Here is a 22,106-nt window from a genome sequence, read left to right as displayed (position 1 = left end):
ACTCATTCACACAAAGGGCGCCGCTGTATTCCATCTACCACTACCTTGCGGATTAAATTCGCCAATCGGCAGGCCGCCGGTCCGGCTAATTCCGGATTCGTCACCACCAGCGATAAGGAGAGTTTGCGCCGCTGCCCCACGCGCAATGGCAAGGGCTTGAGCAAACCTTCCTCTAATTGTTTTTGGATTTTGTGGGTGGCCAGCCAGCCAAAGCCGATTCCATTACAAATCATTTCCATCCGAGTATGCGGACTGGTGACAGTCCAGCGCTGGCTGCTATTCAACCACCAGCCGTGATCGCGCGGGTTGGTACCGGAATCGCGCACCACGATATGCAAGTTGCGGCTTAAATCATCGGTTTCCAATTCCCGCCCCAACGCATGCAGCGGATGGCAGGGATGGGCCACAGCGACAAATTCAATATCCATCAGCGCGTCGCCTAGAAAACCATTGGGAATGGTGCTGACTATCGCCAGGTCCACCCGTTTCTCCAGCAGCGCGTCCTCGGAGCCGGACAAAATCGTTTCTTCCAGGTTGACCCGCGTATGCTTGGCCCACGGTTCGAAATCGCGCAGCACCTGCACCAGCAGTTCCACCGGAAACAGGCTGTCGACCGCGATGCTGACCTGAGGCTCCCAGCCCTCGACCAGGCTGCCGGCCAATTGTTCCAGCTGGAAGGCGTCTCCCAGCAGTTCGCGCGCCTTGGCCAGCAAGGCTTCGCCGTTTTTGGTCAGCCGCGCACGGCGGCCGTCGATCTCCAGCAATTCCACACCCAGCTGTTCCTGCAGCTTGGCCACCATGTAGCTGACCGAGGACTGACTGCGATGCAAGGCTTCCGCCGCCTGGGCATAGCCACCGCACTCGACGATCGCTTGCAGCACCTGCCATTGTTCCAGCGTACTCCGGGGTATCTTCATTCACTTCGATTCCATAATAAATGTGCCGTCCCAATCGGCCGGCGGCGGATTGACCGCCATGTGGCGGCAGCGGTCCACGTACAGCTCCGCCACCTGATCGTTCGGATTCAGCGCCTGCACTTCCTCGAACAGCTTGCAGGCGGCGTTCCAGTTGCGCTTGCGGTAGCTTTGCAGTCCGTTGCGGAACAGACCCATCGCCTCCTGCAACCCGGGATAACTGTCCTCGGTGTGATAGTCGAGCACCTCGTAGATCGACACCGGCTTGGTCTTGCCCTTGACCACCACGATATCGACCTCGCGCGTACGGTAGGTGCCGCGCAGCGCCCGGTAGGTGAATTCGCTGATCAGGATGCGCGCGCCGTACTGCTTGCAGGCTGATTCCAGCCGCGCCGCCAGGTTCACGCCGTCGCCGATGATGGTGTAGTCCATGCGCTTCTTGGAGCCGATATTCCCGGACACCACCAGGTCGGTGTTCAGCCCGATGCCGATCTCCACCGGCGGCTTGCCCTCCCCGGCCCGCAGCTGGTTCCAGTTGCGCAGCTCATTGACCATCGCGATGGCGGTGCGCACTGCGCGGTCCGGGTCGTCCTCGTGGCCGACCGGGATGCCGAACGCGGCCATGATGGCGTCGCCAATGAACTTGTCGAGCATGCCTTCTTCGCGCTGGATGCAATCGACCATCAGCGTGAAGTATTCGTTGAGCATGGTGACCGTGCCCTGCGCGCCGAGCTGCTCGGTGATGGTGGTGAAGCTGCGAATATCGGAGAACAGCACCGTGGCCAGCACGTTTTTACCGCCCAGCATTTCGGCGCCGTTGGCCACCATCTGGTCGGCGATGCCGGGGTCCATGTAGCGCGACATGGTGGAGCGCAGCCGCTTCTCGCTCGAAATATCCTCGATCATCAGCATCCAGCCGATGCGCTTTTTTTCCATCGACAGCAGCGGCTGCACGCTGAGGTTGACCGAACGCTTCTCGTCGCCCAGCACCAGCTCGACGTCCATCAGGTGCTCGGCCGATTCGTTGACTTCCACCTGCCGCAGCCGGTCCATGATCCAGGTATTGGCCGCGCCGAAGAACTCGCCCGCCTGCTGACCGACGATGACCGTACCCTGGGCGCGCAAGATGCGTTGCCCGGCCTCGTTGCAGGTGACGATTTTTTCCTGGCTGTCCAGCGTAATCACGCCGTTGGACATGGATTCCAGCATGGCCTCGTTGTAGTTCTTGATCTGCTGGACATCGGCAAACAGCTTGGCGTTTTCCAGCGCGATCGAAATTTGCGCGGTGAAGGCGCGCAGCCGCGATTCATCCTCGGCGCTGAACGGGCCGCCGCGTTTGTTCAGCACCTGCGTCACGCCGATGATCTTGCCGGCTTTGTTCACGATCGGCACACACAAAATCGAGCGCGTGAAGTAGCCGGTCTTCTTGTCGAATGCCGGATTGAAGCGCAGGTCGGCGTAAGCGTACGGAATGTTGATGGTCTTCCCCGACGTGAACACCGCGCCCGCAATGCCGGCGCTGTTGGGCAGCCGGATCTGCAGCGACTCCAGCCCCTGCCCCACTTCAGACCACAGCTCGCCGGTCTTCTCATCGTTGAGGAACAGCGTCGAGCGCTCGGCGTTGAGCAGGCGCGTGGCCTCGCCCATCACCTTTTGCAGCAGCGAGCCGAGCTTGATATCGGCCGTGACCTCGGACACCACGTCGATGAACTCCATCTCCTGGCGGCGGATCTTCTTCATGCTTTCAAGGAAGCGCGCGCTCTGCAGCGCCAGCGTGCCTTGCGTGGTGAGCGCTTCCAGCAATTGCAGGTCATTGCGGGTGAACTTGCCGCGCCGCTTATTCAGCGTCTGCGACACGCCGATGATCTCGCCCTTGAAGGTCTTGATCGGCACGCACAGGATGTTGCGCGTGACGAAGCCGGTCTGCTCGTCGATCGACCGGTTGAAGCGCGCATCGGCGTAGGCGTCGGCAATGATGACCGGCTCGCCGGTGGTGAACACGTGGCCGGCAATGCCGGTGTGGTTGAGGAAGCGGATTTCGCGCTGGATATTGCCCTGGGCGACGCGGGAAAACAGCTCGCCGGTTTCGGCATCGTTGAGGAACAGCGTGCCGCGTTCGGCATCGAGTTCTTCGGTGGTGACTTCCACCAGCGCGGTGAGGATTTCGTCCAGCGTGTCATACGCGGCCATGCGGCGCGAGACTTCCAGCAGCAGCTCCACCTGGCGCAAGCGCTTGCGCTGGGCGTGGAGTGCGGGCTGGTCGGCGGCGGTCATGCCTTGGCCTCCAGCGCGTCGCGCATCGCGCGGATGGTGTCGTGCAGCTGGGCGATTTCGGCATGGTGGGCGGCGGAGGCGGCTTGCGTCGCGTCGATGCGCTCCTGTGCCGCTTTCTCAAGACTGGTGCGCAGCGCCACGATAGTGTCGCGCAGTTGCAGGATATCGCCCTGCGCGGCCGAGACGGCGTCCTGCACCTGCCGCTGGCGCTCGCTGTGCGCCCGTTCCAGTTCGGAGCGCAAGGCCGCCACGGTGCGCTGCAAATCGCGCACCTCGGCCAGCGCCAGGCGCAGGCTGGCGTCGTCGGTCTGAAAATTATCGGTGGCGTCCGGTGTTTTCACCAGAGCATGATACCACCCTCAGAAGCGTGTCTCTACCGTTACCCGCAGCTGGGCTTCGCCGCCCGCCACAGTGGTGCGGTTGAGCGAGCCGTTGGCGTCGTTGTACAGGCTTTCAGTGGTGTAGTCCTGGGCCAACAGGTTGGATACCGCCACCCGCAGGTTGTTTTGCGGATCGAGCTTCCACAGCGCGTAGACGTCGAGGTCGCGGCGCACCGAGGTGTAGCCGCCCTGCGTGCCGCTCAGGCGCGCCAGGCCGCCGTTGCGGAAGCTGAAATTGCTGCCGGTGCTCATCTGGCCGTCGGGCGTTTTGTAGTCGATGCCGAGGGTGGCGCTCAGCGGCACTTGCTGGTCGAGGCGGTTGTCCGGGCCGGGCACGCTGTCGACGCGCGACCAGTTGCGGCTGATGCTGGCACGCAGGTCAAGGTTCGGTGCATGGTCGATGATGGCGCGGGCCGGGAACTTGGCTTCCAGTTCGATGCCCCGGGTTTCGGCGCGGCCATCGTTGATGGCGGTCGAGAACCAGCGCTGGTCTTCGTAGAGCAGGCCCTGGTGCGTGTAATTCTCGATCCGGCGCACCGACGCGCTGGCGCTCAACAGGCCGCCGTCGCCCCAGTAATGCTCGAACGACGCATCCAGCCCCAGCGCCAGCTCGGGCTTCAGGTTGGGATTGCCTCGACGGTCGGGATCGGTCGGACTGTTATTGATCGAGGTGAATTTGCGCGGAATCAGGGCGGCGGTCGATGGCGCCTTGTAGGTACGGGTCAGCGCCAGGCGCAGCTGATCCTTCTTGTTCGGCAGCTTGAACAGCGTCTGCATCAGCGGGCTGAACACGCTGGAGCGGTTTTGCACAGCGTCGATGCTGCCGCCGTCGGCGCGGGTGTCCAGGCCTTCCCAGCGCAGGCCGGTGTAGATCGACCAGCGCGGCGTGATGTTCCACTCGTCCTGGCCGTACAGCGCCAGCCGCGTGACCTTGGCGCTGAAGCCCTCGTCGCTGTTCATCGGCGAGCTGCCCGGCAAATCGGCGTCGTGCTGGACGCGCACGTCATCGCGCTGGGTCACCCCGGCGTCCCAGCCCATTGACAACGCATGCTCGGTGGCTTCCGGCTCGCCCTCGGCCGCTTTGCTGAAGGCGTATGGGGTCGAGAATTTGCCTTGCGTACTGAAACCCTGCTCGCTGCTGGCCGAGGTCACGGTACGGTACAAGTTGGGCGGCAAGCCACGGCTGCCCGCCAGTTGCAGCGAATCGGCGCTGTTGCGCGCTTCGCTGACGGCGGCCTTGAGATCCAGCTTGGCGCCATCGCCCAGCTTGTGCACCCAGTTCAGGTCGGTGCGGCCGAAGGCGTTGTGGTTGCTGTAGGTGTTGTCGGTGCGGTCGTAGTCGGGCGCGGCGCCGAATTCGGTTTGGGTACGGCCGTGGCTGCTGCTGGCGAAGCGGTTCCAGTTGAAGAAGGTTTGCGAGGTGAGCGTGTCGCCGTTGTCCAGCAGCCAGTTGATGCGCGGCGAGAGATTGAAACCGTCGCCGTGGCCGTGGTCATCCCAGGTCGAGGCGCGCGACAGGTTCGGCGTACCCTCGGCGTTGGTGCCGTTTTCCCAGGTTGGCGTCATGCGGTCGTACTCGAAGTGCCATGCGTTGGCGCCGAAGGAATACGAGATGCTGCCGTCCTTGTCCGACATCTGCAGGCTGGCGCTGGGCGTGGTGCCCTTGCTGCCCGTGGCGTAGCTGACTTTCAGCTCGCGCTGGGCCGGCTTGAGCGACTTCTTCAGCACGATATTGATGGTGCCGGCGATGGACTGGGTGCTGAACTCCGCGCTGGCGGCGCGCAGCACTTCGATGCGCTCGATCACATCCGGGGCCAGGCTGTCGATGGAGAAACCGGCCGGGGCGCGTTCGCCGTTGATCAGGATCTGGGTGTAGCCGGCGCCGAGGCCGCGCATGCGGATCTCGCCGCCGCCGCGACCGGCCGCGCCGCCGATGGTAATCCCGGGCAGGCGCTTGAGCACGTCGTTGACCGAGGTATCGCCATATTTCTGGATTTCCTCGGCGTTGACCACGGTCTTGCTAGCGGTATCATCGCGGCGCGCATCATATTTGGCGGCGGAGCCCTTGATCTCCACCTGCTGCATTTCCTCCTGCTTGGGCTTCTCCACCTCGGCACGCGCCGTCCCGGCGGCTACACAAACGGAAAGCACAGCGACAGGCATCACACGAATCGGCGTCATACGTATTTGGCAAGTTGTAGGATGAGTTAATTTAGCAATTATGCCCCAACTCCGGGGTCAGGTCCCCCATTTCTACACAAGCTCATGCTGAAATGGGGGACCTGACCCCGGAGTCGGGCGCTATAATGCGCGATCGCTAATTTGTATGGATTTGCTATCGTGTCCGATCGTCTTGCCGTTTTGCCGCAATATTTGCTCCCGAAGAGCGCGCTGACCAATTTCGCCGGCCGTGTCGCCGGCGCCAAGGCCGGTAAATATACGACTGGCTTGATCCGCTGGTTCGTCGGCCGCTACAACGTCAATATGGACGAGGCGCTCGATCCGAATATCGCCAATTACAAGACCTTTAACGAGTTCTTCACCCGCGCCCTGCGCCCCGACGCCCGCCCGCTGGCCGACGCCGCCTACATCTGCCCGGTCGACGGCCGCATCAGCCAGTTCGGCAACATTGAAGACGACCAGATTTTCCAGGCCAAGGGCCACAAATTCAGCACCACCGCGCTGGTCGGCGGCGACGCCCAACTGGCCGCGCAATTCCAGCACGGCAGCTTCGCCAACCTCTACCTTAGCCCGCGCGACTACCACCGCATCCACATGCCGATCGACGGCAAGCTGACGCGCATGATTTACGTGCCAGGCGAGCTGTTCTCGGTCAACCCGACCACCGCGCGCGGCATTCCCGGTCTGTTCGCCCGCAACGAGCGCGTGGTGTGCGTGTTCGACACCGCCCACGGCCCGTTCGTGATGACGCTGGTCGGCGCCACCATCGTCGGCAGCATGGCCACCGTATGGCACGGCGTGGTCAACCCGCCGCGCCTGGCGCAAGTCACCGAATGGAAATACGACGACCAAAACATCGTGCTGAAAAAAGGCGATGAACTGGGCCGCTTCCTGCTCGGTTCCACCGTGGTGATGCTGTTCCAGAAGGATGTGCTGAAGTTCAACCCGGCCTGGCAGCCTGCCGGTCCGGTGCAGCTGGGCGAGGAAATGGCACAGCTCAAGTAAGTCCATCCTGGCCCGCAAAGGCCGCTTCCAGCATATCGATGAAGACCCGGGTCTTGGCCGGCATCAGCCGCCGTCCCGGGAACACCGCCCAACCCGTCACCTGCGGGAAGCCCCACTCGGGCAGCACCCGCACCAACTCCCCCGTTTGCACATAAGGCCGCGCAATCGCCTCGGTCGACGCGCCGATGCCGATGCCGGTGGCCGCCATGCGCACCAGCAGTTCCGGCGAATTGGCCAGCAGCCGCACCGGCAGCTCGCGCTCCCACGACGTTTTCCCGCGCAGCAGATGCCAGCGGATCAAGCCATTCAGGCGCGGAGGCAAGCTCAGCAGATCATGCTTGAACAAATCATCCGGATGCTCGGGCAAGCCACGGAAGTTGGTGTACTTGGGCGAGGCATACAGCGCCAGCGAACTGAAGGTGATGCGCCGCGCCGCCAGCGTGGCGTCGTCCGGCAAATTGCCCATGCGGATTGCCAGATCGTAGCCTTCCGCCACCAGATCCACCCTGCGCGGCGATAAGTCCAGCTCCAGCGAAATGGCCGGATAACGGTCCATGAACTGCGCCAGCACCTCGCTCATCGCCACGTTGGCGAAGTCGGCCGGCATCGATACCCTTAATAAACCGCTCGGCGCACCCTGCCGGTGCTGGGCCAGCGCCCCGGCCGCCTCGGTCTCGTCGGCCACCTTGCGCGCATGCTCCAGCAGGCTGGCGCCGAATTCGGTCAGCACCAGCTTGCGCGTGGTGCGCTGGAGCAGGCGTTCACCGAGTTTGCCTTCCAGTAGCGTGATGCGCCGTGAGACGGTGGACTTGGGCAGTTGCACCCGCTCCGCCGCCAGGCTGAAACTGCCGCATTCGACGATGCGGGCAAACAAAAGCAGGTCGCCGGGATCGATTTCCATATTGATTGTTCCATCAGTGGATTAATGTTATCCATTTTAACGGCTTCCGCATCGTATTTGAAACGATTAAAGTTACTCCATCGACGCAGCACTCAACCAAACACAAGGAGTAACACCATGAACATCCTGCAAATCAATTCCAGCGCCCGTAGCACCGGTTCCGAATCGACCCGTCTGGCTGATGCACTGGTCGCCAAAATCACCGCCGCCAACGCCGGCGCCCAAGTAACCCGCCGCGACCTGGCCGCTGATCCACACCCGGTGCTGGACGAGCCTGCCCTGCAGGCCCTGTTCACCCCGGCTGACCAGCGCAGCGCCGAACAAGCTGCCCGCGTGGCACTGGACGACGCCCTGATCGCCCAAGTGCAAGCGGCCGACGTGATCGTGATCGGCGCGCCGACCTACAACTTCGGTATCACCGCCCAGCTGAAAACCTGGTTCGACGCGATTGCCCGCGCCGGTGTGACCTTCAAGTACGGCCCAACCGGCCCGGTCGGCCTGCTGACCGGCAAAAAAGTCTACGTAACCCTGTCGCGTGGCGGCATCCACCGCGACGGCCCCAGCGACACCCAACTGGCGCACATCAAGACTTTCCTGGGCTTTGTCGGCCTGACCGATGTGCAGTACGTATTCGCCGAAGGCCTGGGCATGGGTCCGGAAGCAGTAGCCAAAGCGCAAGCCGAGGCAGAAGCAGAAATCAACTCCATTCTGGTTTAAAAAAGGAGAAGGACATGACCGATCAAGTAAACACCGCACGCAGCGTGGAGCGCATCATCACCGGCCAGGCCGTCATGGACGGCGCGGGCGTGAAGATCAACCGTGTCCTGACCCAGACGCTGCAACGCCGCCTCGACCCGTTCCTGATGCTGGATAACTTCGGCAGCGATCAGGCCAACGATTACATCGCCGGTTTCCCTAGCCACCCGCATCGCGGTTTCGAGACGGTGACCTACATGATCGAAGGCCGCATGCGCCACAAAGACAGCGCCGGCAACGAAGGCCTGCTGACCAACGGCGGCGTGCAGTGGATGACCGCCGGCCGTGGCGTGATCCACTCCGAAATGCCGGAGCAGGAAGACGGCGTGATGGAAGGCTTCCAGCTGTGGCTCAACCTGCCGGCCAAGGACAAGCTGCGTGACCCGTGGTACCGCGACTTCAACGGCGCCGACGTGCCAGTGTTCGAAACCGCCGAAGGCGCGAAGGTGAAGGTCATTGCAGGCCGCAGCCACGGCGTGGACGGCGCGGTGCAGCGCGAAGTCACCGAACCGCTGTACCTCGACGTGCACCTGCCAGCTGGCGCCAGCTTCAGCCAGGTGCTGCCGGAAGGTCACAACGCCTTCATCTTTACCTATCGTGGATCGGTGAATGTGGACGGCAAGGCAGTGGCGACGGGCCGCATGGCGATTCTGGCCAACACCAAGGGTTCAGATGGGGTGATCGTCAGCACCGATGAGGCCAGCCGCTTCATCCTGATCGCCGGCCAGCCGCTGAACGAGCCGATCGCGCAATACGGACCGTTCGTGATGAATACCCAAGCCGAAATCTTCGCTGCCGTGGAAGATTTCCGCGCCGGCAAACTGGGCGAAGAAGCCCAGGCGTAAAAGTTACAACAGCCAGCAGGCGGGGACCGCCCGCGCCTGCGGCTGCCGAATACACTCTCCCTACTTGGGCCGGGCTACCCCCGGCCCTTTTTTTCGCGCAGTCTTACGCTCGCGCTCCGCCAGCAAACCGCGAACCTGCTTACGCAGCTGAAAATTAAACAGCAGCGGTTCAGGAAGCATATCCAGAGTAAGCCGAGGGTCGATTGAGCGATCTCACGAATCTGAGGATAAAATGCCGGGATGATGGAAACTCTACTTAAATGGCTGCGCCGCCTGAGCCACATTCTTGGCTTTGAGACGGCGGACTCTTTCCCGCCAGGTCACCCGTATGAACGCACGCGCTGGAATGGCGCGTATTTCGATATTGCTTCCGATGTGAAGCCGGATGATATTGAGCGCCGTTTGTGCGATGCGATCAGCAATACGCCGCTGGTGTTCGGCTATATCGTCAACCCGACGCCGCGCATGCAGCGCGCGCTGTTGGCAGTGCTGGAAGAACGCATGCGCAATAATCGCGGCCGCGCCACCGAGCTGGCGGTGCTGCTGGTACAAGCCTACGCAAGCCCGCACATCAGCGAGATCATCCCCGGCCTGCGCAGCGTGGTGGACTCCACCCGCGACCACGATCCCGGCGATCGCGCCCGCGCGGTGATGGCCTTCCTCGGCTCTACGCAGTCACCGTTCGATGTGATTGAGATGAACTAGCAAAGTTGGATGGCACGTAGCGGTCGCGCAGTTTCATGAACGGCGTCTCGACCAGCCAGTACAGCAGCCAGCCCACCAAGGCGCTGGCCGCGCTCATGATGACCAGCGCCTGCCAGCTTTCCGGCCCCCAGCCCTGCTCCAGCAACGGCGCGCGCAGCAGCACGCACAACTGCTTGTGGGTCAGGTAGATGGCGTAGGACCACAATGCCAGGCTGGCCGCACCCGGCACGCGCCAGCGCTGCAGCAGCGAGCCAGAACTCAGCGCCGCCACCAGCAGCAGGCTGTAGCTCAGGCCCAGCAGCGGATAGCCGTAGACTGTCATCGCGTAGCCGTAGTGATCTTCCAGCAGCAGGTTCCAGCTCAGCGCCAGCAAAGCAGCGCCGGCCGCCAGTGTCCAGTTGCCGAACGAAGTCACGCGCGTCCAGGCGCCAGCGTGATAATTCTTCAGCAGCGCCACCGCTACACCGCATACCAGTTCATCGAAACGGCACCACGAGGCGTAATAGATCTTCGTGTAGTAAATCCCGTTGCCCAGTTCCGCCTCGGTCAGCCCGCTCCAGAGGGTGCTGCGGGTGACCATGCCCGCGACCAGTGCGGCTAATACCGCCGCCCAAGCCCACACCAGCGACTTGCGCAGCATCGCAATCAGCAAGGCCAGCGCCGGCAGCAGGAAGTAGAACTGCTCTTCCACGCACAGCGACCATGCGTGCGAAAACGCCGTCCCCGGCTTGAGGTCGACATTCTGTGTAAAGGTCAGGAACTGCCACAGCGGCGGCATCGAACTGGTGCCGCGCATGGCCGGCCACAAGGCATACAGCGCCAGCACCACGTAAAAGTTCGGCAAAGTGCGCAGCAGGCGGCGCGCATAAAACCGCGCCAGCGAGAAGCGCCCTGTGCCCGCCTGCTCCTTGCGGATGCCAGTCAAGATCTGATTGCCGATCAAATAGCCGCTCAGCGCGAAGAACAGGTCGACGCCGGCCCAGCCGATCTCGCTCACCCAGCCAAACGTCGGCCCGCCGCTGACGAAGATCATGTAGTGGTTGGTAAACACCAGCACAATGGCCAGCGCCCGCAAGGTGTCGAGGCCGTAGTTGCGGCCGGTGAGCGTGGGATTCATGGGCCGGATGATAGCAGAACATCAACCTGAAATGCTCATGGTCAGCACGCTGTTGGCGATGGTCAGCACCGCCGTGCAATCGCCGGGGATGGCGACGTTCTGGCTGTGGCAGGAAAAATACTCCGTCGGCCCCAGCCGGATGCGGTCTATCGCCGCGCTGACGCCGGGGCTGATGGTGTACGCGGCCAGTTGCAGATCCGGCGCGGTGACAAAGTGGAGGGTCAGATCGTGCCCCGTATTGTTCAGGAAAACCGTGCGTGACGGCTTGACCGTCTTGCGCGACGGCGTCTCGGTAAAGCAGATATTCATCGTCACAGCACCCGGAACAGGCCGGCCGGACGCCCCGGACTATTGCACAACATCCCCACGCTGATGCGCTGTCCGTCGTCCACCGGCAGCACTGCGCCGCGCCGCTGGCGCAGGCTGTAGCCGTCGTAGGCCTGCTCGCCGTCTTCGCCCAGCCAGCTTAGCGTGGCCAGCCCGTGCGCCAGCATCGCCTCGCAAATGGCGGCCGAACCGTAGACACCGACCTGATACTGCCGCTCGCCCGGCGCGGCGGCGCCGAAGGCCTGGTTGACGCCCGCGAAGTAGCGGACGGCTGCGCCGTCCGGCGCGGCCGCATCCGGCACGGCAAAGTAAATCACCGAGCCGGAAGGCTGGGCGATCACCGACTGCGCCATCAGGTAAGCCGCCGCGCCATCGGCGCAGCCCTGGGCCCGGCTGTAGTAGCCAAGCTGCATGTCCGGCCCCTCCCACAGCACGCCGATCTGCAACCCGGCGTCGGTCAGCGCGCGCGCCTCGGCCAGCGACAGGCTCTTGCCGGACTGGTGGCTGTAGTGCCGAATCACAAAATCGATCCCCTGCTGCTTGATCGCGATGGCGTACTGAGTCAATTCAAATGGTGCCTGGACGCCGGTTAAAACGGTCATTGAAACTCCGTGGTCATTGTCTAACTATTTGTAACGGGATAATGTTAATATTTTCCTCGCAATAACTTTACCGAAGCGTCGCCAAGCGGGCCTTCCGAAAACCTTCCGGAACCTAAGCCGTTGATTGGAATAGAATTATTCGAGGCAGGATGAAGCACAAGAGTTTCCGTTTTGGCCAGTGGCGAGTCGATCCCGCCACCAATACACTCAGCTGCGGGGTGCTCAACCGGCAGCTGGAACCACGGGCTATGGACGTGCTGCTGTATCTTTGCCGCCACCCGCACGTGGTCGTTTCGGCCGAAACCCTGCTCGACGCTTGCTGGGGCGATGTGTCCCCGAGCGACAATGCGATCCACAAAATCATCACCCAGCTGCGCCGCGCGCTGGACGATTCGGCCACCGAACCGCGCTACATCGAGACCATCCGCAAGCGCGGCTACCGCCTGCTGGCCGAGCTCAGCTACGACGATGAAGTGAGCCAGGGCAGCTGGCTGCACGCTTCACCGTTCCGCGGGCTGGAAGCGTTTGAGGAACAGCACGCCGCCATCTTCTTCGGCCGCAAGCTGAGCGTGGACCAACTGGTGCAGGTGGTGGTCGCGCAGGCCCAGGCCGCCTGTGCGATGGTGCTGGTGCTGGGGCCGTCCGGCGCCGGCAAGACCTCGCTGGTGCAGGCCGGCTTGATCCCGGCGCTGAAGGCCGGCGCCGCGCCGGCCGAGTCCGGCATCGCCATCAGCGCGCATGTGCAGCTCGATTGCGCCGACATGGGGCAGTCCGGCTTGCTGGAAACCCTGGCCAGCGTGCTGCTCGATGCGGAAATCGACGGCAAGCTGCTGTTTGAAAACACCAGCGCGGCCGCACTGGCCCAGCGTCTGGCGCATGACTTGCCGGGGCTGATCGAACACGTGCAGCGCCAGCTGCCGACCATCCAGCTGCTGCTGTTCATCGACCGTTTCGAGGCCGTGTTCCGGCTGCCGCAGGTGAGCGACGCCGAGCGCGCCGTCTTCATCAATGTGCTGGACCAGTGGGCGCGCTCCGGCAGCATGCAACTGGTGCTGGCCTGCCGCAACGATTTTTATCCGCAGCTGGCGTCCTATCCGGCGCTGATGAACCTGAAACTGAGCGGCGGCCACTACGATCTGACGCCGCCCGGCAGCGCCGACATCGGCCAGATCGTGCGCCACCCGGCGCAGGTGGCGCAGCTGCGCTACACGGTCGATCAGCATGGCGAAGGGCTGGACGAGCTGTTGTGCCGGGCCGCGCTGTCCGGCGCCGACAGCCTGCCGCTGCTGCAATACTGTCTGCAGGAGCTGTACCGCCAGCGCAGTCCCGAGGGCGAGCTGAGCCACGAGGCCTTCCGTGCGATGGGCGGGCTGGAAGGCTCGATCGGTGCGCGCGCCGAGCAAGTCATTTCCGCGCTGGGCACGGCGCAGATCGCCGCCCTGCCCCACGTGCTGTCGCAGCTGGTGCTGGTGGCGGAAGACGAAACCACCGTCAGCTCGCGCCGCGTGCCGTGGTCGGCCTTGCGCAACGAGGCCGAGAACCAGCTGGTGCAGGCGCTGGTGGACGCCCACCTGTTCGTCAGCGACCTGCAAGGCGGCGCGCCCACCTTCGGCCTGGCCCACGAAGCCCTGCTGCGGCGCTGGCCGCGCGTGGTGGCATGGGTCGAAGAGCACCGGCAAGCGCTGCAAGTGCGCAGCCGCATCAGCGCCCAGGCCAAACGCTGGCAAGAAAGCGGCCGCAAGCGCGACATGCTGCTGCCGTCCGGCACCCAGACCAACCAGGCGCGCCAGCTGCAAACTGCAAGCAGCCTCAGCCTGACACCGCAAGAGCAGCAGTTCATCCAACTCTCCCTGCAAAGCGAACGCCGCAGCGAACGCGTGCGGATGGCTGTGATGGCCGTCGTCACCAGCCTGGCAGTCCTCGCCGGCGTCCTCGGTCTTACCGCCCGCTCAGCGCAAACGCAGGCCGAAGCGCATCGGGCAGAGGCGGAAGGACTGATGGGCTATATGCTCGGCGAATTTGCCGATAAACTGCGGCCCCTCGGCAAACTCGACCTGCTCGACAGCGTTAGCACACGCGCATTGAAATACCTGTCTGATCCAGCGCGTATGACAGATAGCGATACCGCACTGGCCCAGCGCGCCAAGTCATTACAGCTGATTTCCGAGGTGCGCATCGCCCGCGCCGACCCGGTGGGCGCCAACACCGCGTTGCTGGCAGGCCGCGCCATCTTGCTGCAGCAATTGCAAAACCACCCAACAGACCTCGCTCTGCGCAAGAGCGCCGGGGAAAACGCGTTCTGGCTGGGGCAAATTCACCTCGATCAAAAAGAATGGGAGCCGGCCGAGCGCTACTTCCGCGAGTACCGCGACCACAGCGATCAACTGGCAGCCGCCGCACCGGCCGACGTCGATAGCTGGATTGAGCAGTCATTCGCCCACAGCAGCTTGGGCACGGTAGCGCTGAGACGCGGCGACGTAGCCAATGCGGCCGACGAATTTGCGCTGTCGGTGGAACTAAAAACCCGGGCTTACGCTCACAAACCCACGGACAAGCAAATTGCTGCCGATCTGGCTGACAGCCTGTCCTGGCAGGCAAGTGCCAGGATGCAGCAAGGTAAGCTGGCAGAAGCCAAAGCCCTGTATTCCCGTAGCCTGGCGCTGCTGCAAACCCTCCACCAGAACTATCCCGACGAAGTATCGTGGGTGAATGAACTGGCCGCGACCTGGTCCCACCAATCCGACCTGAAACAGGCGCTAGGTCAACTGAGTGGCGCCCACGAGGATGCTCGCCAGGCGCAATCGCTGCTGCAGGCCATCGTTGACAAGGACCGAAGCAATCGCAACTGGCAACGCAATCTGTACATCGCAGAATTACGTCTATTCGACACTGACACCCAATCACGAACTCCCGAACAGGCATTAGCACAGCTAGGGCAACTGCAACGGCACTTCTCCGAGCTGAGCAGCCTGGATCCCAAACACTTAAACCTGCAAATGCTGGTTGCAAAGGTGCAGCAGCGCAAAGCCGCCGTGCTATTGCAGCAAGGGGATGCCACTGCCGCTGCCAAAGAATTACAGCCAGCCTTGGACAAGTTGCGCCAGCTGCATGGCGCAGTCCCATCCGACCAAGTGATTATGAAGGTGCTCATCGAGGCACTGCTGCTCAATGCCGACCTTGAGCATCTGCGCGCCAGCGCCACTGCACAAAGCCACTGCGATACGGTACGCACGCTGCTGCGTCCGTTAGTAAACAATAGTTCCGATTTTCTTTTGCTGGCGCCTTGGGTGAAAGCCCACGTCTGCATGAATCAAAGCGAGCAAGTAGGTCCTATCAAGAAGCAATTGGAAGCAATGCCCTATCGCGATACCACCTATCTGCAATATATCTCCACCCACCCCTCCAAGAAAGCGAACTCATGAGCAAAGTTAAAGCCTCCACACCGTTCCTCAACGTTATGGTCAAGGTCAAAGCTGGCGACACGCCCGGTACTTATGATGTGCAGACCGCCCCAAAAGTGCCCGCCGTGACGCAAAAAGACACCATTATCAACTACCAGATCTACGACGATGACAACCAGAACATCGTTTTCACCGGCATGACGATCCAGACCTTGGGTAACGACCAACTGAGCCCAGCAAGCGTCAGCCTCAGCGGCAAGCAGTTGACGTTCAGTGACGCCAATACGTCCGACGTTACGATCAGTTTTACGCTCAACTTCAAGGATGCTGACGGTCTCGAGTTCAAGCACGATCCTCAAGTTAAAAATGATCCTCAGGACTGATCGCCTGCAGTTCAAGTCCCACCAGTACAGCGCCCAATATCCCGGCGTCAAGCTGATTGTCACCGGCGCCGTGCATGGCAATGAAACCTGCGGCTCCAAGGCGATCCAGCGCGTGATGCAGGAATTGGATAGCGGCGCGCTGCTGGTGCGCCGTGGCGCGGTGACGTTTGTGCCAGTCACCAACCCACTGGCCTATGCCAAGGGCGAGCGCGCTGGCGAACGTAATCTGAACCGCAATCTATTCCCGAACGCGGATCCGCAGGATTTCGAAGACCGCGTGGCCAACTGGCTGTGCCCTCTGTTGGCACAGCATGAGGTGCTGCTCGACCTGCATTCGTTCAGCGGTAGCGGCGAGCCGTTTGTCATGGTCGGTCCGCGCAACAACGATGGTCCGCTCGAGCCGTTCAATCATGAAGAGCAGGAACGCGCGCTGGCACGTCGTCTCGGCGTACGCCGCTTCGTCGATGGCTGGCTGCGCACCTACGGCGCCGGCGTGCAGCGCCGCATGAGCGGCAGCAGTGAATTGCAAACCGTCCTGCGCTACGGCATGGGCACCACCGAATACATGCGCACCACCGGCGGCTACGCGCTCACGCTCGAATGCGGCCAGCACACCGATCCGCAAGCGCCGGAAGTGGCGTACCGCGCCATCCTCAACACCCTCGCCTTCCTCGGCCTGGTCGACGCACCCGCGCCGGAACCGGTCGCGCCTGAAAACATGGAAGCGCTCAGCATGGTCTCCGTTTACGACAAACAGGACGCCGGCGACACCTTCAGCCGCAACTGGGCCAGCTTCGATCCGGTGCGGCAAGGCGAAGAAATCGGCCGCCGCGTGGACGGCACGCCGGTGCTGGCCGGGTTCGACGGCCGCATCCTGTTCCCCGACAGCGAAGCCGGGGCCAACAGCGAATGGTACTATCTCACCCGCGCCAATTTATTATTCTAAGAAAAAGGAACCCTCATGCAGCTGGCTGCGCAAATCGTCACCGCCCTGGTGGCGCTGATCCACGTCTACATCGTTTTGCTGGAAACAGTATTGTTCAATTCGCGCGGGCGCCGCGTGTTCGGGCTCAGTAAAGAAAAGGCCGAGATCGTGCAACCGGCAATGTCCAACCAGGGCTGCTACAACGGCTTCCTGGTCGCCGCGCTGGTGGTCGGCTTCGTGCACCCTGATGCGGCGACCGCTTCGGCCTTCACCGTGTTCGGCCTGGCTTGCGTGGCGGTGGCTGGCGTGTGGGGCGGCGTGACCGTCAAGCGCTCCATCCTGCTGATTCAAACCCTGCCCGCCGTGATCGGCCTGGCCCTGCACTTCGCCGCCTGAGCATGCAAACCAAATTCAACTGGATCCTGCTCGCCTGCGCCACAGCGGCGCTGGTCGTCACCGGCTACAAGGAAATGAATAGCAAGCCGCAAGTCCACACCGTCGACCACGCCTCGTGCACGGCGGATGCCATCAAGAGTATCGACAGCATCACCGAGCGCGCGATCCAGTCCTCCAGGTGCGCGCAACTGCAGAAGTGACAAATGTCACTGATTAAAGTGACGTTTGTCCGATGATGAGCGGCATGGCGGTGCGTAGAATGCATTTCATCGGCAGTACACAAACAAGCAGTACCTAAAACCTGAACCCCGTTTTAGTTGAGCAGTAAAAACCCCTACTCAATCAACTTAAACGAGGTCCATCATGAACGCAGTCAAAAACTTCATCAACGACGAAGCCGGCATCACCGCCATCGAATACGCCCTGATGGCCGCCGCCATCGCCGCCGCGATCACCGCCGGCCTGGCCATCCTGGGTCCTAAGATCACCGCCTCGCTGACTTACATCTCGGGCCTGATCAAATCGTCGTAATCATGAGCGTAGCAAACTAAAAGCCGGAGCAGCTAGCTCCGGCTTTTTTATTTGTAGCGACTGAATATTCCTCAAAGCGAGCGCCACCCAATAAGCTTTCTGGCTTATCGTAGAGTCAGGCACATAAGATCAGCCAAGGAAAAGTCTATATGCACACTTGGTCAAACTACACGGTGATGGTTGTCGAGGACAGCTTAACGCAGCGCGTTCACCTGATCAGATTGCTCCAGGAGCTGGGCTTCGGCCGTGTGCTGGCGGCGACCGACGGCGTCGAAGCGCTACGTCAATTGAAGGAAGTCGCGTCCGAACCACTCTACCTCGTCATCACTGACCTGGACATGCCCGGCATGGATGGCATCGAGCTGACCCAACGTATCACCGATGCCGCCTATGCTCAGCACATCATTGCCACCAGCGCCCGCGATCCGCGATTGCTGGAAGTGGTGGAAAGTATGGGCGCAGAGGATGCCAAGCTGCCACTGCTGGGGATCCGGTACAGGGGATCGTCTCGCCGTTTTTCTTCATCCCCATTCTGGAGGGCACACCATTAATGGCAAAGATGACGCTCTTGCTGATTGAGCAGGTGCTGCGTGATATGGCGGCGTGGCGCAGCAGCGAATTGTCTATCGATGTGTCTATCAATCTCTCTGCCGAGAACCTGAGCGATCGTGGCTTCATCGACTGCATTACCGGCCCTACTCGTCGATGCAACAGCTCTCCCGCTGCCCGTTCACGGAACTGAAAATAGACCGGGCTTTCGTCGACGGCGCCGCTGAGCGGCCCAACCGGCGAGCGATTCTGGAAACCTCCATCGAAATGGGGGTAAAGCTGGCCGTGACCACGGTTGGAGAAGGAGTTGAGTCGCTATCGGATTGGCATTTACTGCGCGACCTTAGCTGTGATTTGGCACAAGGCTTTCTCATTGCAAAGCCGATGCCTGCCGACGACTTACCAGCTTGGGTCGCTGCTAATCGTGCACGCCTGGCATCGCTAGCTGGGCCAACGCTGTAGGGAGTGATAAATGTCACGAAACAAAGTGACGTTTGTCCGATGATGTGGCGCATGACGGTGCGTAGAATGCATCTCATCGGCAGTACACAAACAAGCAGCACCTAAAACCTGAACCCCGTTTTAGTTGAGCAGTAAAAACCCTACTCTATCAACTTAAACGAGGTCCATCATGAACGCAGTCAAAAACTTCATCAACGACGAAGCCGGCATCACCGCCATCGAATACGCCCTGATGGCAGCGGCCATCGCCGCAGCCATCACCGCCGGCCTGGCCATCCTGGGCCCGAAGATCACCGCCTCGCTGACCTACATTTCGGGCCTGATCAAGTCGTCGTAATCGCCGACGCAGCAAACAAAAAGCCGGGGCACTGCTCCGGCTTTTTCATTTGTGCGAACAGCTAACCGCGTTCGCTGATGCCACGTTGCAGATTCAGATTACACTGAAAGCGCGATCGGCATTTCCCAAGACTCTAGACCGACTCGGTGAAATCCCAAGCTAGTAAAGAGACGTTGCGCAGGTTCGTTTTCATTACTGACATCTGCCGCAAGTCTTTTTAAACGAACTACGTCCCTCGCATACGAAATTATGAGGCCGAGTGCCTCCGCCATATAACCATATCCCCATGCGGACACGTTTAGCAGGCAGCCAATCTCTGCCATCTGAAGTGACTCATTAAAGCGATGTAATCCGCATGTCCCAACTAGCTTTTTGCTTGATTTAACTACGATGCCCCATTCCAACGACTTGCCTTCTCTCAGAAGCATTTCAATACTATTAAGCATCACCGAGACCGTTACCAAACTTTCGAATGGTGTCTCGTCCGTATAGCGCATTACTGTAGGGTCACTGTAAATTTCATAAAGCGCCAAGCTATCACTATAGACCATGCTCCTGAGTTCTACCCTGCGGGTCTGTAGAGTTGGAAGTTCTTCAGGCAGTTTAATATTCATACAAAAATTGAACGTCTATTCAATTTTTTTGCGTTCCAGCTCGGCAATAACATGGGCTGTAACTATCCTCAGGTATTCACCTAGTTGGTAACTAACGTGGAAGCGTAACGCTGCAATTGGCGAGTCGACTTCATGCAAAGGATGCTCCTATCGCACAGATCGGCTGACCAACTTTTGAAGAGGGCAATGATAGTCCGCCAGCACTTGTGCAAACTCAGATTAATCAGCCCCATCAGGTACAGCGAAACTTAGCCGCATGAACTGGCATCCCGCCATGCCTTCACGTGCTTCCGGCAAAAACCCCAGCGCGCTGTAGAGGCGAACAGCTGCCGAGTTGTCGGTGAAGACCCACAGCGTCATTGAACGGAACCCGTGCCGGTGCGCGCCTGCGTCGATGAGCTCTTTGCACAGAATTTGCCCCACGCCCTGCTTACGGCGCTGCGGGTCGATGATGATGCGGCCCAAATGCCCTGTTTCCGGCTCGCGCCGAAAAATCTGGCCGAATCCCGCCAGGCGATCATCCTCGTCAACCAGCGCGTATGAATCGCAGACTTCCGTCTCAAGCAATGCCGGTAGCATCTGACTGTCGAAAGGAAAAGCAAGCGCGGGCCCTGCCCAGCGCAGGCACTGCTCCGCATCGCTGATCCAACCGCCCAGCTCAGCATGATGATGTGGTAAAGGTGTACGCAGCACGTACTTCATTGAAGATAATCCTGCTAAAGCTACAGTTCGGTCCACCGTGGCAGACGGTGCAGTCGTGCGCTGGTGCGGTAGTAAAAGCTGATTCCGCCGCCGAAGAATGCCGTCACCAGCAGCACCAGAGAGCTCGCTGCCTCGAATGAAAATGGTTTGCTATCCAGGTCCATCATGTACAGGCCCAAGCCGCAAAAGCCAAACGGTAAGCCCATGATGAGTACCAAGGGAACGATCTTGAGGAAGTGTGGAGGCGGAATTTTCACCCCGAACTTCCACAGGAACGCGAACGTCGGCGGCAGGTAGTTCCTTTCCTTGATGCGGGTTCTGCGCAGCAGGGTGAGCGAAGCTTCTTTTTTCCGTTCAAAATCGTTCATTCAGTTTTTCTCAAACTCGGCAGTGTGATCGCCGGGGCTGGCGTGGTGGTGGTTTCCGGTTTGGCGCCGGTGCCGCGCAGAGCCAGCAGCCAGCCGATGCCGTCGAACCAGAATGGCGATCCGAGCGAAGCGGCGAAGGCGGTGGCGATCCAGCCCAGCACGGCGAAAAATAGCGCGGCGCTGATGGCGTAGAAGCCGCTGATGTTCTCAAAGCGCGCCGATGGCCAGCCGATCGGCAACGCTTGCACGGTCTGCGCTTGTGCCTTGGCTTGTTTGGTTAGCTCCAGCGGTGTGGCGTCCGGCGCCGGCGCGACTGCGGGCGTGACGCGCTCGGCTTTCTGCACCAGTTGCGCCGCCAGCGCCGAGTCGTTCCACAGGCGCTGCGACAGTTGCAGCGCGTCGATGTTCATCACGCACGCGTAAAACAATCCCACCAAAAACAGCACGAACTGCGAGCGCCGCTTGTACCAGCCGCTGATGCGCTCCATCACGGTGTCGTACCAGATGCGCACGGCGTTCTCCAGCGCGGCAGCATCGCCAGGCCCCTCGCCCATCAACGCCAGCAGGGTCCGTGTCAGGCCTTGGTTGCCGACGCTATTGAGCAACGCCACGGCGGTCTGCTCCTTGCCATACCTGGTGGTCAGCGTCGACACAAACGCCCGCGCAAAGATGGCCGATGGAATATACGACGGCATGCGCCCCTGCTGCGCCATGCCGGTGATCAGCGGATGCTGCATCACTTGCGCCGTGAGCGATTGGTCGTCCAGTTTGTCGAGCCCGAAACCGCCCTCGATCCGCAACAGGCGCAGTACCGACGGCCACACGCCGCGCAGCCTGGGCCGCGCCGCCGATTCGTGCAGCATGGTCAGCACGCCGTCCAGCAGCACTTTGGCCCTGGTCTGGAATAGCGAGGCGATCGCCTCCCGCGTGGCGCTGCACAGCAGGCTCACGGCCAGGAAGGTGTAGGACAGCCCCACCGCCACGTCCAGATAATGACTCGACATTCCGCCCTCGTTAGATTTCCAGCAATATTCCCATAACATAAAGGATTTTTCAGCCGCCAGCACGATTTTCTTTTATATCGTAAGATGGCGATATTGAAATCGGAAAAACACGATACATATAGGCCATCATGGACATAGACGCGATCCACAAAGCTCTCGCCAACCCGATGCGGCGCCAGATTCTGGCGTGGCTGAAGGAGCCGGACGTTTTCTTCTCGGAGCAGCAGCATCCGCTGAGCCTGGGAGTCTGCGCCGGCATGATAGACCGGCGCGCCGGCCTGTCGCAGTCGACGATGTCGGCCCACCTTGCCGTGCTGGTCAAGGCCGGGCTGGTGACGTCGCAGCGCGTCGGCCAGTGGAATTACTTTAAACGTGACGAAGAAGTCATCAAGGCCTTCGTCGACCAAATGCAACTATAAGGAATCTT

Annotated in this window: 27 protein-coding genes; 15 read left to right on the top strand and 12 right to left on the bottom strand. The window is 61.1% G+C overall.

Annotation, left to right across the window (positions count from 1 at the left end; all coding sequences use genetic code 11):
- Positions 1-2: 2 nt before the first annotated feature.
- The 4 genes from BMZ70_RS03100 to BMZ70_RS03085 are packed head-to-tail and all read right to left on the bottom strand — an operon-like array spanning position 3 to position 5,749.
- Entirely contained in the window at positions 3-917 is a 915-nt protein-coding gene (locus tag BMZ70_RS03100) for a LysR family transcriptional regulator (RefSeq protein ID WP_092269755.1), read from the bottom strand.
- Positions 918-3,188 carry a GAF domain-containing protein gene (locus BMZ70_RS03095; protein WP_092269752.1) on the bottom strand — a complete coding sequence of 757 codons (2,271 nt, stop codon included), beginning with the start codon at positions 3,186-3,188 and terminating at the stop codon, positions 918-920.
- Positions 3,185-3,529, bottom strand: a complete 345-nt coding sequence (locus BMZ70_RS03090; protein WP_229205268.1) for a translin family protein — start codon at positions 3,527-3,529, stop codon at positions 3,185-3,187. Before BMZ70_RS03090 ends, BMZ70_RS03095 begins: the two co-directional genes overlap by 4 nt.
- 18 nt (positions 3,530-3,547) lie before the next feature.
- Entirely contained in the window at positions 3,548-5,749 is a 2,202-nt protein-coding gene (locus BMZ70_RS03085) for a TonB-dependent receptor plug domain-containing protein (RefSeq protein ID WP_092269749.1), read from the bottom strand.
- Positions 5,750-5,908: 159 nt separating this feature from the next.
- Between BMZ70_RS03085 and asd the strand changes: the two genes are divergently transcribed.
- Positions 5,909-6,754: an archaetidylserine decarboxylase gene (gene asd, locus BMZ70_RS03080; RefSeq protein ID WP_092277476.1), complete on the top strand. Its 846-nt coding sequence runs from the start codon at positions 5,909-5,911 to the stop codon at positions 6,752-6,754.
- On the opposite strand, the gene BMZ70_RS03075 is transcribed toward asd, so the two are convergent.
- Positions 6,747-7,655 carry a LysR family transcriptional regulator gene (locus tag BMZ70_RS03075; protein ID WP_092269746.1) on the bottom strand — a complete coding sequence of 303 codons (909 nt, stop codon included), beginning with the start codon at positions 7,653-7,655 and terminating at the stop codon, positions 6,747-6,749. The two genes, asd and BMZ70_RS03075, sit on opposite strands and share 8 nt — an antisense overlap.
- Positions 7,656-7,772: 117 nt before the next feature.
- Between BMZ70_RS03075 and BMZ70_RS03070 the strand changes: the two genes are divergently transcribed.
- From BMZ70_RS03070 to BMZ70_RS03060, 3 genes are all read left to right on the top strand, one after another.
- On the top strand, positions 7,773-8,372 hold the full coding sequence (locus BMZ70_RS03070) for an FMN-dependent NADH-azoreductase (protein ID WP_092269744.1): 600 nt from the start codon (positions 7,773-7,775) through the stop codon (positions 8,370-8,372).
- Between the two features lie 14 nt (positions 8,373-8,386).
- Complete coding sequence (locus BMZ70_RS03065) at positions 8,387-9,256, top strand: pirin family protein (RefSeq protein ID WP_092269741.1); 870 nt, start codon at positions 8,387-8,389, stop codon at positions 9,254-9,256.
- A 240-nt stretch (positions 9,257-9,496) separates the two neighbouring features.
- The gene (locus BMZ70_RS03060; protein ID WP_092269738.1) at positions 9,497-9,961 is read left to right on the top strand and encodes a hypothetical protein; all 465 of its coding nucleotides are present in this window, start codon (positions 9,497-9,499) and stop codon (positions 9,959-9,961) included.
- On the opposite strand, the gene BMZ70_RS03055 is transcribed toward BMZ70_RS03060, so the two are convergent.
- The 3 genes from BMZ70_RS03055 to BMZ70_RS03045 are packed head-to-tail and all read right to left on the bottom strand — an operon-like array spanning position 9,924 to position 12,007.
- Positions 9,924-11,078 carry an acyltransferase family protein gene (locus BMZ70_RS03055; RefSeq protein WP_092269736.1) on the bottom strand — a complete coding sequence of 385 codons (1,155 nt, stop codon included), beginning with the start codon at positions 11,076-11,078 and terminating at the stop codon, positions 9,924-9,926. The genes BMZ70_RS03060 and BMZ70_RS03055 overlap by 38 nt on opposite strands.
- A 21-nt stretch (positions 11,079-11,099) precedes the next feature.
- Positions 11,100-11,387, bottom strand: a complete 288-nt coding sequence (locus tag BMZ70_RS03050; protein WP_092269733.1) for a hypothetical protein — start codon at positions 11,385-11,387, stop codon at positions 11,100-11,102.
- A 2-nt stretch (positions 11,388-11,389) separates the two neighbouring features.
- Complete coding sequence (locus BMZ70_RS03045; protein ID WP_092269731.1) at positions 11,390-12,007, bottom strand: glycoside hydrolase domain-containing protein; 618 nt, start codon at positions 12,005-12,007, stop codon at positions 11,390-11,392.
- Positions 12,008-12,156: 149 nt separating this feature from the next.
- On the opposite strand from BMZ70_RS03045, the gene BMZ70_RS03040 reads away from it, so the two are divergent.
- The 10 genes from BMZ70_RS03040 to BMZ70_RS02995 all read left to right on the top strand — a co-directional run bounded on the left by BMZ70_RS03040 (position 12,157) and on the right by BMZ70_RS02995 (position 18,991).
- Positions 12,157-15,429 carry an nSTAND1 domain-containing NTPase gene (locus BMZ70_RS03040; protein WP_092269728.1) on the top strand — a complete coding sequence of 1,091 codons (3,273 nt, stop codon included), beginning with the start codon at positions 12,157-12,159 and terminating at the stop codon, positions 15,427-15,429.
- Positions 15,426-15,791 carry a hypothetical protein gene (locus tag BMZ70_RS03035; protein ID WP_092269726.1) on the top strand — a complete coding sequence of 122 codons (366 nt, stop codon included), beginning with the start codon at positions 15,426-15,428 and terminating at the stop codon, positions 15,789-15,791. The genes BMZ70_RS03040 and BMZ70_RS03035 overlap by 4 nt, the downstream gene beginning before the upstream one ends.
- Complete coding sequence (locus BMZ70_RS03030; RefSeq protein WP_092269723.1) at positions 15,775-16,737, top strand: M14 family metallopeptidase; 963 nt, start codon at positions 15,775-15,777, stop codon at positions 16,735-16,737. The genes BMZ70_RS03035 and BMZ70_RS03030 overlap by 17 nt, the downstream gene beginning before the upstream one ends.
- Before the next feature lie 15 nt (positions 16,738-16,752).
- The gene (locus tag BMZ70_RS03025) at positions 16,753-17,112 is read left to right on the top strand and encodes a DUF1304 domain-containing protein (RefSeq protein ID WP_092269720.1); all 360 of its coding nucleotides are present in this window, start codon (positions 16,753-16,755) and stop codon (positions 17,110-17,112) included.
- Positions 17,113-17,114: 2 nt separating this feature from the next.
- On the top strand, positions 17,115-17,312 hold the full coding sequence (locus BMZ70_RS03020; RefSeq protein ID WP_092269717.1) for a hypothetical protein: 198 nt from the start codon (positions 17,115-17,117) through the stop codon (positions 17,310-17,312).
- A gap of 163 nt (positions 17,313-17,475) precedes the next feature.
- Positions 17,476-17,643, top strand: coding sequence for a Flp family type IVb pilin (locus tag BMZ70_RS03015; protein WP_092269705.1), 168 nt, complete (start codon positions 17,476-17,478; stop codon positions 17,641-17,643).
- 149 nt (positions 17,644-17,792) lie between these two features.
- On the top strand, positions 17,793-18,194 hold the full coding sequence (locus BMZ70_RS03010) for a response regulator (protein WP_092269714.1): 402 nt from the start codon (positions 17,793-17,795) through the stop codon (positions 18,192-18,194).
- Positions 18,146-18,385, top strand: coding sequence for an EAL domain-containing protein (locus BMZ70_RS28260; RefSeq protein WP_307184020.1), 240 nt, complete (start codon positions 18,146-18,148; stop codon positions 18,383-18,385). Before BMZ70_RS03010 ends, BMZ70_RS28260 begins: the two co-directional genes overlap by 49 nt.
- Entirely contained in the window at positions 18,349-18,654 is a 306-nt protein-coding gene (locus BMZ70_RS29265; RefSeq protein ID WP_092269708.1) for an EAL domain-containing protein, read from the top strand. The genes BMZ70_RS28260 and BMZ70_RS29265 overlap by 37 nt, the downstream gene beginning before the upstream one ends.
- A gap of 169 nt (positions 18,655-18,823) precedes the next feature.
- The gene (locus tag BMZ70_RS02995) at positions 18,824-18,991 is read left to right on the top strand and encodes a Flp family type IVb pilin (RefSeq protein WP_092269705.1); all 168 of its coding nucleotides are present in this window, start codon (positions 18,824-18,826) and stop codon (positions 18,989-18,991) included.
- Positions 18,992-19,089: 98 nt separating this feature from the next.
- Here BMZ70_RS02995 and BMZ70_RS02990 read toward each other — a convergent pair whose 3' ends face one another.
- The 4 genes from BMZ70_RS02990 to BMZ70_RS02975 all read right to left on the bottom strand — a co-directional run bounded on the left by BMZ70_RS02990 (position 19,090) and on the right by BMZ70_RS02975 (position 21,679).
- Positions 19,090-19,605, bottom strand: coding sequence for a GNAT family N-acetyltransferase (locus BMZ70_RS02990; protein WP_092269702.1), 516 nt, complete (start codon positions 19,603-19,605; stop codon positions 19,090-19,092).
- Between the two features lie 219 nt (positions 19,606-19,824).
- Positions 19,825-20,307 carry a GNAT family N-acetyltransferase gene (locus BMZ70_RS02985; protein WP_092269700.1) on the bottom strand — a complete coding sequence of 161 codons (483 nt, stop codon included), beginning with the start codon at positions 20,305-20,307 and terminating at the stop codon, positions 19,825-19,827.
- 20 nt (positions 20,308-20,327) lie between these two features.
- Entirely contained in the window at positions 20,328-20,675 is a 348-nt protein-coding gene (locus BMZ70_RS02980) for a DUF6404 family protein (RefSeq protein ID WP_092269697.1), read from the bottom strand.
- Positions 20,672-21,679: a hypothetical protein gene (locus tag BMZ70_RS02975; protein WP_092269694.1), complete on the bottom strand. Its 1,008-nt coding sequence runs from the start codon at positions 21,677-21,679 to the stop codon at positions 20,672-20,674. Before BMZ70_RS02975 ends, BMZ70_RS02980 begins: the two co-directional genes overlap by 4 nt.
- A 128-nt stretch (positions 21,680-21,807) precedes the next feature.
- Here BMZ70_RS02975 and BMZ70_RS02970 point away from each other — a divergent pair, with 128 nt between their 5' ends.
- Positions 21,808-22,098: an ArsR/SmtB family transcription factor gene (locus BMZ70_RS02970; protein ID WP_092269691.1), complete on the top strand. Its 291-nt coding sequence runs from the start codon at positions 21,808-21,810 to the stop codon at positions 22,096-22,098.
- The last annotated feature ends 8 nt before the right edge of the window (positions 22,099-22,106 follow it).

The sequence above is a fragment of the Duganella sp. CF402 genome, assembly GCF_900109645.1.
Taxonomy (GTDB): domain Bacteria; phylum Pseudomonadota; class Gammaproteobacteria; order Burkholderiales; family Burkholderiaceae_D; genus Rugamonas.
Note: the sequence above shows the minus strand (reverse complement) of the source record. Positions and strands in the feature narration are given on the sequence as shown.

Excerpts from the sequence above, each read along its gene's own strand:
- BMZ70_RS03100 (WP_092269755.1), bottom strand. The coding sequence starts at position 917 with ATGAAGATACCCCGGAGTACGCTGGAACAATGGCAGGTGCTGCAAGCG.
- BMZ70_RS03095 (WP_092269752.1), bottom strand. The coding sequence starts at position 3,188 with ATGACCGCCGCCGACCAGCCCGCACTCCACGCCCAGCGCAAGCGCTTG.
- BMZ70_RS03085 (WP_092269749.1), bottom strand. The coding sequence starts at position 5,749 with ATGACGCCGATTCGTGTGATGCCTGTCGCTGTGCTTTCCGTTTGTGTA.
- BMZ70_RS03075 (WP_092269746.1), bottom strand. The coding sequence starts at position 7,655 with ATGGAAATCGATCCCGGCGACCTGCTTTTGTTTGCCCGCATCGTCGAA.
- BMZ70_RS03070 (WP_092269744.1), top strand. The coding sequence starts at position 7,773 with ATGAACATCCTGCAAATCAATTCCAGCGCCCGTAGCACCGGTTCCGAA.
- BMZ70_RS03065 (WP_092269741.1), top strand. The coding sequence starts at position 8,387 with ATGACCGATCAAGTAAACACCGCACGCAGCGTGGAGCGCATCATCACC.
- BMZ70_RS03060 (WP_092269738.1), top strand. The coding sequence starts at position 9,497 with ATGATGGAAACTCTACTTAAATGGCTGCGCCGCCTGAGCCACATTCTT.
- BMZ70_RS03055 (WP_092269736.1), bottom strand. The coding sequence starts at position 11,078 with ATGAATCCCACGCTCACCGGCCGCAACTACGGCCTCGACACCTTGCGG.
- BMZ70_RS03050 (WP_092269733.1), bottom strand. The coding sequence starts at position 11,387 with ATGAATATCTGCTTTACCGAGACGCCGTCGCGCAAGACGGTCAAGCCG.
- BMZ70_RS03045 (WP_092269731.1), bottom strand. The coding sequence starts at position 12,007 with ATGACCGTTTTAACCGGCGTCCAGGCACCATTTGAATTGACTCAGTAC.
- BMZ70_RS03040 (WP_092269728.1), top strand. The coding sequence starts at position 12,157 with ATGAAGCACAAGAGTTTCCGTTTTGGCCAGTGGCGAGTCGATCCCGCC.
- BMZ70_RS03035 (WP_092269726.1), top strand. The coding sequence starts at position 15,426 with ATGAGCAAAGTTAAAGCCTCCACACCGTTCCTCAACGTTATGGTCAAG.
- BMZ70_RS03030 (WP_092269723.1), top strand. The coding sequence starts at position 15,775 with ATGATCCTCAGGACTGATCGCCTGCAGTTCAAGTCCCACCAGTACAGC.
- BMZ70_RS03025 (WP_092269720.1), top strand. The coding sequence starts at position 16,753 with ATGCAGCTGGCTGCGCAAATCGTCACCGCCCTGGTGGCGCTGATCCAC.
- BMZ70_RS03020 (WP_092269717.1), top strand. The coding sequence starts at position 17,115 with ATGCAAACCAAATTCAACTGGATCCTGCTCGCCTGCGCCACAGCGGCG.
- BMZ70_RS03015 (WP_092269705.1), top strand. The coding sequence starts at position 17,476 with ATGAACGCAGTCAAAAACTTCATCAACGACGAAGCCGGCATCACCGCC.
- BMZ70_RS03010 (WP_092269714.1), top strand. The coding sequence starts at position 17,793 with ATGCACACTTGGTCAAACTACACGGTGATGGTTGTCGAGGACAGCTTA.
- BMZ70_RS29265 (WP_092269708.1), top strand. The coding sequence starts at position 18,349 with ATGCAACAGCTCTCCCGCTGCCCGTTCACGGAACTGAAAATAGACCGG.
- BMZ70_RS02995 (WP_092269705.1), top strand. The coding sequence starts at position 18,824 with ATGAACGCAGTCAAAAACTTCATCAACGACGAAGCCGGCATCACCGCC.
- BMZ70_RS02990 (WP_092269702.1), bottom strand. The coding sequence starts at position 19,605 with ATGAATATTAAACTGCCTGAAGAACTTCCAACTCTACAGACCCGCAGG.
- BMZ70_RS02985 (WP_092269700.1), bottom strand. The coding sequence starts at position 20,307 with ATGAAGTACGTGCTGCGTACACCTTTACCACATCATCATGCTGAGCTG.
- BMZ70_RS02980 (WP_092269697.1), bottom strand. The coding sequence starts at position 20,675 with ATGAACGATTTTGAACGGAAAAAAGAAGCTTCGCTCACCCTGCTGCGC.
- BMZ70_RS02975 (WP_092269694.1), bottom strand. The coding sequence starts at position 21,679 with ATGTCGAGTCATTATCTGGACGTGGCGGTGGGGCTGTCCTACACCTTC.
- BMZ70_RS02970 (WP_092269691.1), top strand. The coding sequence starts at position 21,808 with ATGGACATAGACGCGATCCACAAAGCTCTCGCCAACCCGATGCGGCGC.